The sequence below is a fragment of the Streptomyces sp. NPDC032822 genome, assembly GCF_055578825.1.
Genome location: NZ_JBVIOL010000003.1, coordinates 325,573 through 339,202, shown reverse-complemented (window position 1 = coordinate 339,202; position 13,630 = coordinate 325,573). Strand labels below are relative to the sequence as shown.

Sequence of the window (13,630 nt, the reverse complement as noted above, 5' to 3'; positions counted from 1 at the left end):
CGGTCGCCGCGCGGTGCACGGGCAGCGGCTCGGTCACTGCGTCCCCGGGAGGAGCTTGAGCAACTCTTCGACCCGCGCGGCCTGGTGGAGGGCATGGTGGCCGTGACCGCCGCCCGGTGACGCGGGTAGCAGGATCTGGAACCGGTGCGCGAGGCCTTGGCCGCCCACCTGCGGCCGTGGGGCAGGGGCGAGTTGTCCTCCTTCCATCGGGCCGGCGCGGGCCACACCGCCCTCCACGAGGCCAGTGCGGTGTGCGACCCCGAGAGGGCCGAGCGGATCGCCCGGGGGCCCTTCGTGATCAGCGTCGAGATGATCCGTGACGGCCTGGCCCGTGCGCGGGCCGCCGGAACGTCCTGAGGAACGCACGGCCCCGCCGGGTCACTGCTTCGGCAGCCATGCGCCGAGGGCGTCGATCAGGCGGTCGAGGGCGGGCCGCTCGGCGGAGCGGTCCGTGACGACCGTACGGCCCTCGAAGTCCAGCGTGTACTGGAACATGTCCGCCGCGCCCGGGTCCACGGTGAGGTCGGGGACCTCGTCCAGCGCCGGATCCCCGAGCAGTGTGCGCAGTTCCGTGAACGTGGCCGCGCCGGTCCCGTGCACCTCGGTCCGGCCCTTGGAGCTGGTGCGGACGGTGCCGTCGCCGCGCAGGACCAGCTCTTGGTGGATGCCGGCGAAGCCGCCGCCGACCGTCATGGTGACCAGTTTCTGGCCGGGACCGGTGACGGGGACAGGCGAGGGGCCCGGGCTCCCGGTGGACGGGGTGGAGGGCGACGGGGGCGGGACGGAGGAGGACGTCACGGTGCCGACCGCAGCGTCCGACGGCCGTGCCGCGCTCCCCGGGTCCTCGGCGGAGCAGCCGGCCAGGCCCAGCACGGCGACCGCGAGCAGCGGCAGCCACCCCACCGGGATGGGCGTACGTCCTGCGAACACGGCGTCCCCGCCTCTCGGTGTCCTCGACCGGGTTGTCTATACCAGGGAACGTCTGCTCCTTCAACCGTATGACCGGCATGCTGTGAGTCCCGCATGCCTGCCCGCCTGTCTCAGGAGGCCTTCATGTCCGAGCCGTCCGTCCTCGCCGCGCTGGTGTCCGCGTTGCGGGGTGGGTCGATCGAAGTCGTGGACCTGACCTCACCGCTGACGTCGACGACACCGGTGATCCAACTGCCCCCGCAGTTCGGGCAGACGGCGGTGTTCGAGCTGGAGGAGATCAGCCGGTACGACGACCGGGGCCCGGCCTGGTACTGGAACAACTTCCGCAGCGGCGAACACACCGGCACCCACTTCGACGCCCCCAACCACTGGGTGACCGGCAAGGACCTCGCCGACGTGGCGTCGGTGCCGGTGCGTCGGCTGATCGCGCCCGCCGCCGTGCTGGACTTCACCGCCGAGGCGGCCGAGGACCCCGACTTCCTCGTCGAGGTGGACCACGTCAAGGCGTGGGAGGCCGAGCACGGCCCGCTGCCCGACGGCGGCTGGCTGCTGCTGCGCACCGGCTGGGACGCCCGCGGACACACGCAGGAAGCCTTCCTGAACGCGGACGAGAACGGCCCCCACACCCCCGGCCTGTCACCGGAGTGCGCCCGGTGGGTCGCCGAGGAGGCCCCGGTGATCGGTCTGGGCGTCGAGACGGTCGGCACCGACGCCGGCGGCGCGCACGCCTTCGACCCGGCCTTCCCGTGCCACGCCTCCCTCATGGGCAGCGACAAGTACGGGCTCACCCAGCTGCGCAACCTGGGCGAACTGCCCGCGACCGGTGCCGTCGTCGTCGCCGGACCCCTGCCCATCGTCACCGGATCCGGGGCACCGGCCCGGGTGCTCGCCCTGGTGGAGCGGTCATGAAGGTCGCGGAGGCGGTCGGACGGGCCCTGTCCGGAGCCGGGATCGACCAGGTCTTCGGCGTGGTCGGCTCGGGCAACTTCCATCTCACCAACGCCATGGTCGCGGCGGGCTCCCGGTTCGTCGCCGCCCGCCACGAAGGCGGTGCGGCGACCATGGCCGACGCCTACACGCGCATCAGCGGCACGATCGCCGCCCTGAGCGTCCACCAGGGACCCGGCCTGACCAACGCCCTCACCGGAATCGCCGAGGCGGCCAAGAGCCGCACACCGCTGCTCGTCCTGGCGGCCGAGGTGTCCCGGCCCCGGTCCAACTTCTACGTCGACCAGGACGCGCTGGCCCACGCGCTCGGCGCGTCGACCGCACGGATCACCTCGGCGCGGACCGCGGTGGAGGAGGCGCTCGGCGCGCTCGGCCGGGCCCGGCTCGAACGGCGTACCGTCCTGCTCAACCTCCCGCTGGACGTACAGGCGTTGGACGCGCCCGAAGACGCCCTCGCCTCCGTCGCACCGCTGCCGGAGCGGGCCGCGGTCGAACCCGCGGACGCCGAACTGGCCGCGCTCGCACGAGTCCTGGAACGGGCCCGGCGGCCCGTCTTCGTGGCCGGCCGGGGCGCGCGCTCGCCCGGCGCCCGGGACGCCCTGCTCGCCCTCGCCGAGCGCTGCGGTGCCCTGCCGGCGACCTCGGCCGTCGCCCGCGGCCTCTTCCACGGCGACCCCTGGTCCCTCGACGTGTCCGGAGGCTTCGCGTCCCCCCTGACCGCCGAACTGATCCGGGGGGCCGACCTGATCGTGGGCTGGGGCTGCTCGCTGAACATGTGGACCATGCGGCACGGCAACCTGATCGGCGACGACACGACCGTGGCGCAGATCGACGACGACGCGTCGGCGCTCGGCGCCCACCGCGAGGTGCACCTGGGCGTCACCGGCGACGTGGAACGCACCGCGCGGGGCACGCTGAAGAAGCTCGGCGAGCAGCGCCGGGGATACCGGAGCGACGACATCGCCGCCGCGATCACCGCCCGGGTGCGCTGGCGGGACGTGCCGTACGACGACACGAGCACCCGCGACCTGATCGACCCGCGCACCCTGAGCATCGCGCTCGACGACATCCTCCCCGCCGAGCGGGTGGTCGGCGTGGACTCCGGGAACTTCATGGGCCACCCGAGCATGTACCTCTCGGTCCCGGACGAGCAGGGTTTCTGCTTCACCCAGGCCTTCCAGTCGATCGGGCTGGGCCTGGCGACCACGATCGGCGCGGCACTGGCGCGGCCCGACCGGCTGCCGGTCGCCGCGCTCGGGGACGGCGGCGCGATGATGGGCGCCGTAGAACTCGACACCGTGCGCCGGCTGGGTCTGCCCATGGTGGTCGTCGTGTACAACGACGACGCCTACGGGGCCGAGGTCCACCACTTCGGGCCCGACGGACATCCGCTGCGGCTCGTCGAGTTCCCGCCGACGGACATCGCCGCGGTGGCCCGGGGTTACGGCTTCGAGGCGGTGACGGTGCGCACGCCGGCCGATCTGGAGGCGGTGGCCCAATGGGTGGCCGGGCCCCGCGGTGCGCCCCTGCTCATCGACGCGAAGGTGGTCAAGGACCGGGGTTCCTGGTGGCTGGAGGAAGCCTTCCGCGGCCACTGAGAACGTCGGGGCGCGATACGCACGGACGTACCGCGCCCCGGTGCCCGCGTCAGGCGTGCGCGCGGGCCCGCCCGACGAGCCTCCTCAGCAGCGGCCACGCCAGCAGCAGCGCGATCACCACGTACACGGTCACCGCGAACGGCGTGTTCACCAGCCCCTTCACGCTGCCGTCGCTGATCTGCAGCGCACGCCGGAGCTGCTGTTCGGCGTTCGGCCCGAGGATGACACCGATGACGGCCGGCAGGACCGGCAGCCCGTAGCGCCGCATACCGAACCCGATCAGGCCGATGACCAGGAGGATCACCAGGTCGACGGTCTCACCGCCGACCGCGTACGCGCCGACCGCCGCGAAGAACAGGATCCCCGCGTACAGGTAGGGCCGGGGGATGCGCAGCAGCTTCGCCCACACCGGCGCCAGCGGCAGGTTGAGGGCGAGCAGCAGCACCATGCCGACGAAGAGCGAGGCGATCAGGCCCCAGACCAGCTCGGGTTCCCGCTCGAAGAGCAGCGGGCCGGGCTGGATGCCGTACTGCTGGAAGGCGGCCAGCATCACCGCGGCGACCGCCGTGGTCGGCAGCCCCAGGGTCAGCATCGACACCAGCGTGCCCGCCGCCGAGGCCGACGCCGCCGACTCCGGTCCCGCGACGCCCTCGATGGCGCCCTTGCCGAACTCCTCCTTGTGCTTGGAGAGGCGTTTCTCCGTGACGTACGACAGGAAGGTGGGGATCTCCGCGCCGCCCGCCGGGATCGCGCCGAACGGGAAACCGATCAACGGGCCGCGCAGCCACGACTTCCAGGTCCGCCGCACATCGGCACGGCCCAGCCACGGCCGGCCCACCGGGATCGGCTCGCCCTGGCTGCGCCGCAGATGCGCCGCCACCCACAGGGCCTCGCCGATCGCGAAGAGACCGACCGCCACGATCACCACGTCGACACCGTCGGCGAGTTGGAGGGAACCGAAGGTCAACCGCTGCTGCCCGGTCATCTGGTCCAGGCCCACCAGGCCGATCGTCAGCCCGATCAGCAGCGACGCGAGGCCCCGGATCCGCGACGAACCCAGCACCGACGTCACCGCGATGAACGCCAGCACCATGATGGCGCAGTAGTCCGGGGCGCCGATGTCCACCGCCAGGTCGGCGACCGTCGGCGCCAGCGCCACCAGCAGGATCGTGCCGATCAGGCCGCCCGCGAAGTGCCCGATGGCGGCCGCCGCGAGCGCCTGTGACCCGCGCCCCGCCTTGGCCATCGGATGGCCCTCCATGGCCGCGACCACGGCGGCGCTCTCGCCGGGCGTGTTGAGCAGGATGGAGGTGGTCGAGCCGCCGAACATGGCGCCGTAGTAGATGCCCGCGAACATGATGAACGCGGCGATCGGGTTCAGTCCGTACGTCACCGGCAGCAGCAGGGCGACCGCCATCGCGGGCCCGATGCCGGGCAGTACGCCGATCGCCGTGCCGAGCAGCACCCCGAGGGCGGCCCACAGCAGGTTGACCGGCGTGAGGGCCGTACCGAAGCCGTCCATCAGGGAGTTGAGGGCGTCCATGTCACAGCACTCCCATCAGCGGGCCGCCGGGCAGCGGCACCCCAAGCAGGTTGTTGAAGACGGCGTAGGTGACCAGGGAGAGCACCGCCGCGATGAGCGGATCCCGGTCGAAGTGGCGGCTGCCGAGCGCGAAGGCCGCTCCCCAGAACAGCAGGGCGCCCGCGACCGGGAAGCCGAGCGGCTCGATGAGGACGGCCGCGCCCAGGAAGACCCCGGTGAGCAGGACCACCGTGCGCCAGTCGGCCGGTTCGGACAGGTCGACGTCCTCGCCGACCTCGGCCTGCCCGCGACCGCCGCGCAGCACGTCGACGGCGAGCAGCGCGGCCACCACCAGCAGGCCGATGCCGACCACGACCGGCACGGTCCTGGGCCCGACCGGGCCGCGCTGCGTGATGTCGACGTCCATGGTGAGGGCGTCGGTCAGCACCAGCACGCCGAGGGCCAACAGGAGGACACTGACGCCGAGTTCGGAGTGCTCGCGCAGCCAGGAACGGCGTTCGGGAGCCTCGGCCGCGGGGGTGTCGGTCGGCGTCGTCACAGTCCCAGCTCCTTCAGCACCGACACCACGCGCCTGTCCTGGGCCTCCAGGAACGCGCCGAACTCCGCACCGGTCAGGAACGCGTCGTCCCAGCCGTTCTTCCGCATCGACTCCCGCCACTCGGGCGAGTCGTGCAGCTCCTCGACGAGCCGGGTGAGCTTGTCGCGCTCGGCCTCGGACAGACCGGGCGGGGCGACGATCCCACGCCAGTTGGTGAAGTCCACGTCGTAGCCGGACTCCTTGAGGGTGGGCGCGTCCAGCTCGCCGACCCGCTTCGGGCCGGTCACCGCGAGCACCCTGAGCTCACCCGCCTTGATCTGGTCGAGGTACTCGCCGACCCCGGACACCCCGAAGGCGACCTTGCTGCCGAGGATCGAGGCGAGCAGCTCGCCGCCGCCGTCGAAGGGGATGTAGTTGACCTGCTTCGGCGCGATCCCGGCGGCCTTCGCCATCAGCATCGGCGCCAGGTGGTCGGGCCCGCCGGGCGACGAACCGCCGCCCACCGGCAGCTTCCCTGGATCCTCCTTCCAGGCGCCGATCAGCTCGTCGATCGTCTTGTACGGGGAGTCTTTGGCGACCACGACGACGTCCTGCTCCTCGGTCAGCCGGGCGATCGGCGTGGTGTCGGCCAGGGTCTTCGGCGCGTGGTTGGAGCGCGCGGCACCCACCACCCCGAGGCCCATCGACATGGCCAGCTTGCCGTTTCCGTGCTCGCTGACCAGTCGGCTCAGCCCTACGGTGCCACCGGCGCCCGGCAGGTTGAACACCTCGATGTTGTGCGTGAGTCCGGCGTCCTCGGCGTTCTTCGCGGCGGTCCTGGCCGTGATGTCGTAGCCGCCGCCGGGGGAGTTGGGGACCATGAGGCGCAGGCCCGGGATCTGGGTGCCGGTCGCGGAGCCGCTGCCGGACGTGAGCAGCGGGGGTCCCACGAGCACGAGCACGGCGGCCCCGAACAGGGCGAGGGGGGTGCGCAGGCGCACGAGTGCCACCACCTGTCGGTACGTCGGTGAGATACGGGGGTCGGCCTTGCGGGGGAGGGTGACGTGGGCCACATGGTGCCTGTGCGTGAACGGCCTGTCTCGCTTCCGGAACCAACGGAGGTTGTGGTCTTTGCGGTCACCGGGACCGGGTGTGTGCACCCCCCTTTTCCCCGGCCGCAGGTGGGCGCCATGATGGGCCGCCCCGGCGGGCGAGCAGCCGTCCGCCGTGCCGGCACGGGAGATTGAGTACGTCGTGGTCGCCGCCTTTCGCCGTCAGACCCTCGCGGGCGAGCTGCTGGTGCTGCAACTCGCCATCGTGGTGGTGGTGTTGGTGGCGGTCGCCGCGGTCTCCCTGGCCCAGTCGGAGGCCACCTTCAACCGGGTCGAGGGCCGGCGGGTCGTCGCGCTCGCCGAGCAGCTCGCCGCCAACCCGCTGGTCCGCAGTCAGCTGGTGCGGCCCGCGCCCGAACAGGCTCTGGCCCCGCTGGTGAACTCCACCCAGACCCAGTCCGGGGTCACCTCCGTGACGGTCGCCGACGCCGACGGCGAGATCGTCGGCTCCACCAACCCCACGGTGATCGGCGGCCGGCTGGCCCTCGGCGGGGGAGCCGGGGAGGGCCGGGGCTGGTCCGGCTCGCTGACCGTGGACGGCGACCGCGAACTCGTCGCCCAGGTACCGGTTCTCGGCGCCACGCAGGAGCATCTCGGACAGCAGCTGGGCACGGTGATGATCGGCGAGGCCGACCCGACGGTGTGGCAACGCCTGAGCGGCGCCTCCTCGTACCTCCTCGCCTACCTGGGCATCGCCAGTGGCCTCGGTGTCGCCGGTTCCTGGCTGCTGGCCCGGCGCGTCAAACGCCAGACCCTCGGCCTGGAACCGCGCGAGATCGCGGGCCTCGCCGAGCACCGGGAGGCCATGTTGTACGGCATCGCCGAGGGCGTGGTCGCCCTGGACCCGCAGCTCCGGCTCACCCTCGTCAACGACATGGGCCGGCGCCTGCTCGACCTGCCCGAGGACTGCGTGGGGCGGAGTCTGGCCGAACTGGGCATCGAGGGACGGCTGCGGGACGTCCTGGCGGGAGACCCGGGCGGCCGGGGTGACGCTGTCGGCCAGGACGGCACCGGCGACGGCCGGCGCGACGAGGTCGTCGTCCGGCACGACCGCGTGCTGGTGATGAACCGGATGACCGTCACCAAGGACGGCCGCCCCCTGGGCTCCGTCACCACCCTGCGCGACCGCACCGAACTGGCCCGCCTGGAACGGGAGATCGGCTCCTTCCGCAGCTCCTCCGAACTGCTGCGCGCCCAGGCCCACGAGTTCGCCAACCAGCTGCACACCATCTCCGGACTGATCCAGATCGGCGAGCAGGACGAGGTCGTGCACTACATCCGCGCGCTCAACCGCCGCCGCCAGTCACTGGACGTCTCCCTCAGCCGCCGGGTCCGCGACACCGCCGTCGCCGCCCTGCTCATGGCGAAGTCCTCGCTGGCCGCCGAACGCCGGGTCCGGCTGCGGATCTCGGACCGCACCGCCCTGGACCGGCTCACCCCCGAGGACGCGGCCGACGTGGCCACCGTGGTGGGCAACCTCGTCGACAACGCCGTGGACGCCTCCGCCGCGCAGGACGGGGCCGACGCCTGGGTCGAGGTCGAACTGCGCCAGGACGCCTCCAGCGTGGAGATCGTGGTCCGCGACTCCGGCCCCGGGGTCGCCCCGGAACTTGCCCGCGAGGTGTTCGTGCACGGCTTCACCACCAAGGCGGCCCAGGAGGGCGAGCGTGGCATCGGCCTGGCGCTCACCCGGCTGGTCTGCGAACGTCACGGGGGCGAGATCTCGGTGACCAACACCCCGGACGGGGCCATGTTCACCGCACGCATGACCGTCAGCCACCTCACCGACGCGGTGGCGGAAGGAGCGCCCCGATGACCACACCGACCACGCCGACCGCCTCGACCGGGACGAGCGGAACGACCGGCAGGCCCGGGACGTCCGACACGATCGACGTGCTCGTGGTCGACGACGACTTCATGGTGGCCAGAGTCCATCGCACCTTCGTCGACCGGGTCGAGCCGTTCCGGGTCGTCGGCGTCGCCCACAGCGGCGAGCAGGCCGCCCACGCCGTCGACACCCTGCGCCCCGACCTCGTCCTCCTCGACCTGTATCTGCCGGACCTCTTCGGCCTGGACGTCATCCCCCGGCTGCGCACCGCGGGCCACGACTGCGACGTCATGGTCATCAGTGCCGCGCGGGAGGCGGACGCGGTGCGCGGCGCCGCCCGCCACGGCGTCGTCGACTACCTCCTCAAGCCGTTCGACTTCGAGGACCTGCGCGCCCGCCTGGAGCGCTACGCCGTCCAGCGCGGCCGGCTGCTCGCCACCGTCGTGCGCAGCCAGGCCGACGTGGACCGGGTGCTGGCCGGCACGGCCGTACCGGCGTCCGTCGCCGGTACGCTGCCCAAGGGGATGAGCGTGGAGACCGCCGAACTGATCGAACGCACCCTCCGTGAGGCGGAGGGTTCGCTGTCGGCCGCCGAGTGCGCGAGCCTCTCCGGTGTCTCCCGCGTCAGCGCCCGCCGCTACCTGGAGCACTTCCACACCGTTGGCCGCGCCGAGGTGTCCCTGCGCTACGGTTCGACGGGCCGCCCCGAACGCCGCTACCGGTTCCGCGGCCGGCCGGCGGGACTGCGCCCCGGGGGCCCCGGATCGGTCAGGAGCTCGTGAGGATCACGAGCTGCTGCGTCGCCCGGGTCATCGCGACATAGCGGTCGACGGCTCCTTCGACGCCCGTGCCGAACTCCTCGGGGTCGATGAGGACGACCAGGTCGAACTCCAGGCCCTTCGACAGTTCCGGGGTGAGCGAGCGGACGCGGGACGTGGCCCGGAACGCGCCTTCCCCGGTGCCGCCTGTCGCTCCGGTACCGATGACGCAGGCGATCCCGTCGGCGTGCGCGGCGAGCCAGGTGTCGAGGACCGAGTCCAGCTCCGTGACGGATCCGTGGACGACGGGGAGGTCGCCGCTGCGGATGGAGGTCGGCACGTTGGCGTCCGGGAGCACGGCCCGGATGACCGGCTCGGCCTCCTTCATGACCTCTTCCGGCGTCCGGTAGTTGACGCTCAGGGTCGCCACGTCGATCCGTTCGAGCCCGATCCGCTCCAGCCGTTCCCGCCACGACTCGGTGAACCCGTGCCTGGCCTGGGCCCGGTCCCCGACGACGGTGAAGCTCCGGGACGGGCAGCGCAGCAGCAGCATCTGCCACTCCGCGTCGGTGAGTTCCTGGGCCTCGTCGACGACGACGTGCGCGAACGGTCCGGCGAGCAGATCCGGTTCGGCGGTGGGCAGTTCGGCCTCGTCGACCAGACTGACCCGGGCGTCCTTGCCGCGCAGCATCGTCACCAGCCCCTCGCCGTCGTCACCGTCGGCGCCGGAGTTCGCCGCGGCCTCGATCAGGTTGTCGACGACCTGCGCCATGTTCTCGCGCTGGGCGGCGAGGACGGCCTCGTGCCGGCGCTTGCGCCGGGCCGCCTCCGGGTCGCCGAGCCGCTGCCGGGCCGCGTCCAGGAGCGGCAGGTCGGAGACCGTCCAGGCCCGGAGGTCCGTGCGCTGGAGCCTGCGTACGTCGTCGGGGCCGAGCCAGGGAGCGCACATCCGCAGATAGGCGGGTACCGACCACAGGTCTCCGACGAGGTCCGCCGCTTCGAGCAGCGGCCAGGCGCGGTTGAGGGCCCCGGTCAGCTCCTCGTCGTGCAGCAGCGACCTGCGCAACTGCTCGGGCGGGACATCGTCGTCGTGCCTGTCCAGCAGGATCGAGAGCAGTTCCTCCCAGATCTGGTCGCGGGCCTCGTTGTGCGGGGTGCCCGGGTCCGGTGCCCGGAACGCCTCGGCCCAGTCGTCGGCGCTCAGCCGGACCTCGGCCCAGGGGGTCGTGACCGTCATTCCCTTGGCGGGCGGTGTCTCGTAGAACCTGACGGCCGTCTCGATCGCCCTCACCATGTCCGCCGACGACTTCAGGCGGGCCACGTCCGGGTCGGACTCGGGCACCGCTCCGGCTCCCTCGGTGACGAGGTCCCGCACGATGCACGTCTGCACGCCCTCCTCCCCGAGGCTGGGCAGGACGTCGGAGACGTAGGCCAGGTAGGGCCGGTGCGGCCCGACGAACAGCACGCCGCCGCGACGGTGGCCGAGCCGGGGGTCGGAGTAGAGGAGGTGGGCGGAGCGGTGCAGGGCGACGACCGTCTTGCCCGTGCCCGGGCCGCCGTCGACGACGAGAGCACCGCGGGATCCGGCCCGGATGATGGCGTCCTGGTCGGCCTGGATGGTGGCGAGCACGTCCCGCATCCGGGCCGACCGGTTGCCGCCCAGGCTGGCGATGAAGGCGGACTGGTCGTCGAGCGCGGCGTGCCCCTCACGTCCGTCGGCGGTGAACACCTCGTCCCAGTAGTCGCTGATCCGGCCGTCGGTCCAGCGGTATCTGCGGCGGCTCGCCAGGCCCATCGGGTGGGCGTGGGTCGCCGCGAAGAACGGCTCGGCGGCGGGGGAGCGCCAGTCCAGCAGCAGCCGGCGCCCCGTGCTGTCGGTGAGGCCGAGTCGCCCGATGTACACGGGCTCGGCATCGTCCGCGCCGACGAAGTGTCCAAGACACAGGTCCAGGCCGAAGCGGCGCAGGGTGCGCAGTCGGCCGGTCAGCCGGTGGATCTCGTTGTCCCGCTCCATCGCCTCCCGCCCGATGCCGCCGGGTGCCCTGCGCTCGGCGGCGAGACGGTCGGAGAGTTCGGCGATGGTCTGTTCGAGGCTCTCCGCGATGGCCGCGAAGTGCCGCTCGTCGCCGGCGATCAGCGCCGGGTCGGCCTTGGGGGAGAGACGGTCGGGAAGGTCGAACGCGCTGGTGGTGGTCAAGGGGTTCATGTCACGCACTTCGTGGATCTCCCGTTTCCGCAGGTACTGGCCTCGGCCAGCGATTCTGCGGCACCACCGGGGCCTTGCCGCAAGCCCCCCGGTGCGCTATACGTTGAGAGTGGAAAGGGGTGGGCACTCCCCCTTGGTCCCGCGGGTTCCCCCCGCCGTCTCTCGGGTTCGCCCCTTCACCCCTGTCGCGCATCCGCCGCTCGGCTCGTCACGGCAGCAGCCTTCTCTCCTTGGCGACCGCCACTGCGCCCGACCGCGTTTCCACCCCCAACTTGCCGTAGATCCGCCCGAGATGGGTCTTCACCGTCGCCTCGCTGATGAACAGCGCCCGCGCGATCTCCCGGTTGCCCAGACCGCGCGCCAGCTGCCCGAGGATGTCGTGCTCGCGCACGGACAGGACGGGCTGCGGGCTGCGCAGGCGGGTCAGCAGCCGGTCGGCCACCGGGGCCGACAGGGCGGTACGGCCGGACGCCGCGTCGCGGATCGCCGCGAACAGTTCGTCGGGCTGCTCGGCCTTGAGTAGATAGCCGGTGGCGCCCGCCTCGATGGCGCGGGTGACGTCGGCGTCGGTGTCGAACATCGTGAGCACCAGCACCCGAGGGCCCGCCCGTTCACCGGCCTCCCCGGAGGTCAGGCGCCGGGTGGCCGTCACCCCGTCCATGCCCCCGTCGAGCTGCAGATCCATCAGGACGACGTCGGGGCGCAGCCGCGCGGACAGGGCGAGCGCCTCCTCCCCGCTGGCCGCCTCACCGACCACCTCGATGCCGTCGGCGCTGGACAGCAGGGCGCGCAGACCCGCACGCACCACGGCGTGGTCGTCGCACAACAACAACCGGACGGACGTCACAGCACAGGCTCCTTGGGGGTGTTCGAGGCGGGCCGGAGCGTATCGGCCCAGGGTGTCAGGGGGATCGCCGCCGATACGACGGTGCCCTCGCCCGGCGTGGACTCCACGGTGAGCGTGCCGCCCGCCTGCCCCGCCCGGATACGCATGGCGGGCAGCCCGTGCCCACGCTCCCGATCGGCCACCGGGTCCGAGGCGGCACCCGAGGGATCCGTCTCGAACCCGCGCCCGTTGTCGGCGACGTCCAGCGAGATCTGGTCGTCCAGCCAGGTCAGGGTGAGCGCGGCCCGGGTCGCCGCCGCGTGTTCGCGTACGTTGGCCAGCGCCCCCTGCGCGATCCGCAACAGCGCCGCCTCGACCCGTTCCGGCAGCCGGCCCGGCTCCCCGTCGAGCCGGAACTTCACGGTCAGTCCCGGGCCGCTCTCCCGCTCGGCGAGTGCGGTCAGCGCACCGGCCAGGGTGTGCACGGCGAGGTCGGCCGGCGCCAGGTCGTGGACGAACCGGCGGGCCTCCGCGAGGCTGCGGGAGGTGATCTCCGCCGCGCCGCGGACATGCTCGTGGGCGGCGTCCGGATCCGTCCGCCAGACGCGGTCGGCGGCCTGGAGCAGCATCTGCTGGCTGGACAGGCCCTGGGCGACGGTGTCGTGGATCTCCGTGGCCAGCCGCTGGCGTTCCGCCAGGACCCCCGCCCGCCGTTCGGTGGCCGCGAGTTCGTGGCGGGTGCGGACCAGGTCGTCGATCAGCAGGCGCTGCCGGGCCCCTTGCCGCTGCAGATGCACCATCACGGCGGTGGCGACCGCGGCGACGGCGGGCGGGGCCACGACCATGTTGGGGTTCAACGTGCCCTCGGCGACGCGGATTTCGGAGGCGACGACCAGCGCGGTGAGCACGGCCGCGACCGGCACCGCGATCCGCGGGGGCAGCGCGTGCAGACCGGCGAACAGCAGTGGCATCGCGCACCAGGTGGCGCTCGGCGCGAGGACCAGCAGCACGATCCACACGGCGGACACCGAGCCCAGCCAGACCAGATGACGTGGGGTCGGCGGCAGGCCGGCGCGCGGCGCCGGCGCCAGGAAGCGACCGAGGACGTACAGCAGACAGAAGACCGCGAACAGCGCCACCACCCACCCCGTGTGCGCCCCGCCCCGGTCGCGGGTCAGGAAGCGGGCGAACGAGGAGCCGAGCAGCAGGAAGAACGCGCCGTGCACGATCGCGCCCAGCCAGCGCTCGTCCGGATCGGTGTGACTCATCCTCTGTGTCTAATGCCTCGCGTGCCGCGCCGCATCAACCGATCGGCCGACCCGCCGTTCACCCGAACCGTCCTGGGACCGCAGCCTGTTGACCGA

Annotated in this window: 12 protein-coding genes; 5 read left to right on the top strand and 7 right to left on the bottom strand. The window is 72.6% G+C overall.

The window, feature by feature from the left end; all coding sequences use genetic code 11:
• Nucleotides 1-144: 144 nt before the first annotated feature.
• The gene (locus tag ACZ5VD_RS10665) at nucleotides 145-357 is read left to right on the top strand and encodes a hypothetical protein (RefSeq protein ID WP_468681935.1); all 213 of its coding nucleotides are present in this window, start codon (nucleotides 145-147) and stop codon (nucleotides 355-357) included.
• Nucleotides 358-378: 21 nt separating this feature from the next.
• Here ACZ5VD_RS10665 and ACZ5VD_RS10660 read toward each other — a convergent pair whose 3' ends face one another.
• Nucleotides 379-930 carry a hypothetical protein gene (locus tag ACZ5VD_RS10660; protein ID WP_468681933.1) on the bottom strand — a complete coding sequence of 184 codons (552 nt, stop codon included), beginning with the start codon at nucleotides 928-930 and terminating at the stop codon, nucleotides 379-381.
• 123 nt (nucleotides 931-1,053) lie between these two features.
• Here ACZ5VD_RS10660 and ACZ5VD_RS10655 point away from each other — a divergent pair, with 123 nt between their 5' ends.
• Both ACZ5VD_RS10655 and ACZ5VD_RS10650 read left to right on the top strand, forming a co-directional pair.
• Nucleotides 1,054-1,839 (top strand): cyclase family protein, encoded by a 786-nt coding sequence (locus ACZ5VD_RS10655; protein ID WP_468549633.1) that lies wholly within the window; start codon nucleotides 1,054-1,056, stop codon nucleotides 1,837-1,839.
• Complete coding sequence (locus ACZ5VD_RS10650; protein WP_468549632.1) at nucleotides 1,836-3,476, top strand: thiamine pyrophosphate-binding protein; 1,641 nt, start codon at nucleotides 1,836-1,838, stop codon at nucleotides 3,474-3,476. The genes ACZ5VD_RS10655 and ACZ5VD_RS10650 overlap by 4 nt, the downstream gene beginning before the upstream one ends.
• 49 nt (nucleotides 3,477-3,525) lie before the next feature.
• Here the strand turns inward: ACZ5VD_RS10650 and ACZ5VD_RS10645 are convergent, their stop codons facing one another.
• From ACZ5VD_RS10645 to ACZ5VD_RS10635, 3 genes are read right to left on the bottom strand one after another with little or no spacing between them, the layout of a single operon-like run.
• Nucleotides 3,526-5,019, bottom strand: coding sequence for a tripartite tricarboxylate transporter permease (locus tag ACZ5VD_RS10645; RefSeq protein ID WP_468681930.1), 1,494 nt, complete (start codon nucleotides 5,017-5,019; stop codon nucleotides 3,526-3,528).
• A gap of 1 nt (nucleotide 5,020) precedes the next feature.
• The gene (locus tag ACZ5VD_RS10640) at nucleotides 5,021-5,557 is read right to left on the bottom strand and encodes a tripartite tricarboxylate transporter TctB family protein (RefSeq protein WP_468681927.1); all 537 of its coding nucleotides are present in this window, start codon (nucleotides 5,555-5,557) and stop codon (nucleotides 5,021-5,023) included.
• The gene (locus ACZ5VD_RS10635) at nucleotides 5,554-6,537 is read right to left on the bottom strand and encodes a Bug family tripartite tricarboxylate transporter substrate binding protein (RefSeq protein ID WP_468549992.1); all 984 of its coding nucleotides are present in this window, start codon (nucleotides 6,535-6,537) and stop codon (nucleotides 5,554-5,556) included. Before ACZ5VD_RS10635 ends, ACZ5VD_RS10640 begins: the two co-directional genes overlap by 4 nt.
• Nucleotides 6,538-6,790: 253 nt before the next feature.
• Between ACZ5VD_RS10635 and ACZ5VD_RS10630 the strand changes: the two genes are divergently transcribed.
• Both ACZ5VD_RS10630 and ACZ5VD_RS10625 read left to right on the top strand, forming a co-directional pair.
• Nucleotides 6,791-8,464: a sensor histidine kinase gene (locus ACZ5VD_RS10630; RefSeq protein ID WP_468549629.1), complete on the top strand. Its 1,674-nt coding sequence runs from the start codon at nucleotides 6,791-6,793 to the stop codon at nucleotides 8,462-8,464.
• Complete coding sequence (locus ACZ5VD_RS10625; RefSeq protein ID WP_468549628.1) at nucleotides 8,461-9,258, top strand: response regulator; 798 nt, start codon at nucleotides 8,461-8,463, stop codon at nucleotides 9,256-9,258. Before ACZ5VD_RS10630 ends, ACZ5VD_RS10625 begins: the two co-directional genes overlap by 4 nt.
• Here the strand turns inward: ACZ5VD_RS10625 and helR are convergent.
• The 3 genes from helR to ACZ5VD_RS10610 form a co-directional block, all read right to left on the bottom strand.
• Nucleotides 9,245-11,440: an RNA polymerase recycling motor ATPase HelR gene (gene helR / locus ACZ5VD_RS10620; protein WP_468681925.1), complete on the bottom strand. Its 2,196-nt coding sequence runs from the start codon at nucleotides 11,438-11,440 to the stop codon at nucleotides 9,245-9,247. The genes ACZ5VD_RS10625 and helR overlap by 14 nt on opposite strands.
• A gap of 208 nt (nucleotides 11,441-11,648) precedes the next feature.
• A complete protein-coding gene (locus ACZ5VD_RS10615; protein WP_468681923.1) occupies nucleotides 11,649-12,287 on the bottom strand; it encodes a response regulator in 639 nt (212 codons plus the stop codon).
• Nucleotides 12,284-13,534 (bottom strand): sensor histidine kinase, encoded by a 1,251-nt coding sequence (locus ACZ5VD_RS10610; RefSeq protein WP_468681921.1) that lies wholly within the window; start codon nucleotides 13,532-13,534, stop codon nucleotides 12,284-12,286. The genes ACZ5VD_RS10615 and ACZ5VD_RS10610 overlap by 4 nt, the downstream gene beginning before the upstream one ends.
• Nucleotides 13,535-13,630: the final 96 nt, after the last annotated feature.

What these genes read in the sequence shown, in the direction of transcription:
- ACZ5VD_RS10625 (WP_468549628.1), top strand. Translation starts at nt 8,461, where the DNA reads ATGACCACACCGACCACGCCGACCGCCTCGACCGGGACGAGCGGAACG.
- ACZ5VD_RS10655 (WP_468549633.1), top strand. Translation starts at nt 1,054, where the DNA reads ATGTCCGAGCCGTCCGTCCTCGCCGCGCTGGTGTCCGCGTTGCGGGGT.
- ACZ5VD_RS10650 (WP_468549632.1), top strand. Translation starts at nt 1,836, where the DNA reads ATGAAGGTCGCGGAGGCGGTCGGACGGGCCCTGTCCGGAGCCGGGATC.
- ACZ5VD_RS10645 (WP_468681930.1), bottom strand. Translation starts at nt 5,019, where the DNA reads ATGGACGCCCTCAACTCCCTGATGGACGGCTTCGGTACGGCCCTCACG.
- ACZ5VD_RS10610 (WP_468681921.1), bottom strand. Translation starts at nt 13,534, where the DNA reads ATGAGTCACACCGATCCGGACGAGCGCTGGCTGGGCGCGATCGTGCAC.
- helR (WP_468681925.1), bottom strand. Translation starts at nt 11,440, where the DNA reads ATGAACCCCTTGACCACCACCAGCGCGTTCGACCTTCCCGACCGTCTC.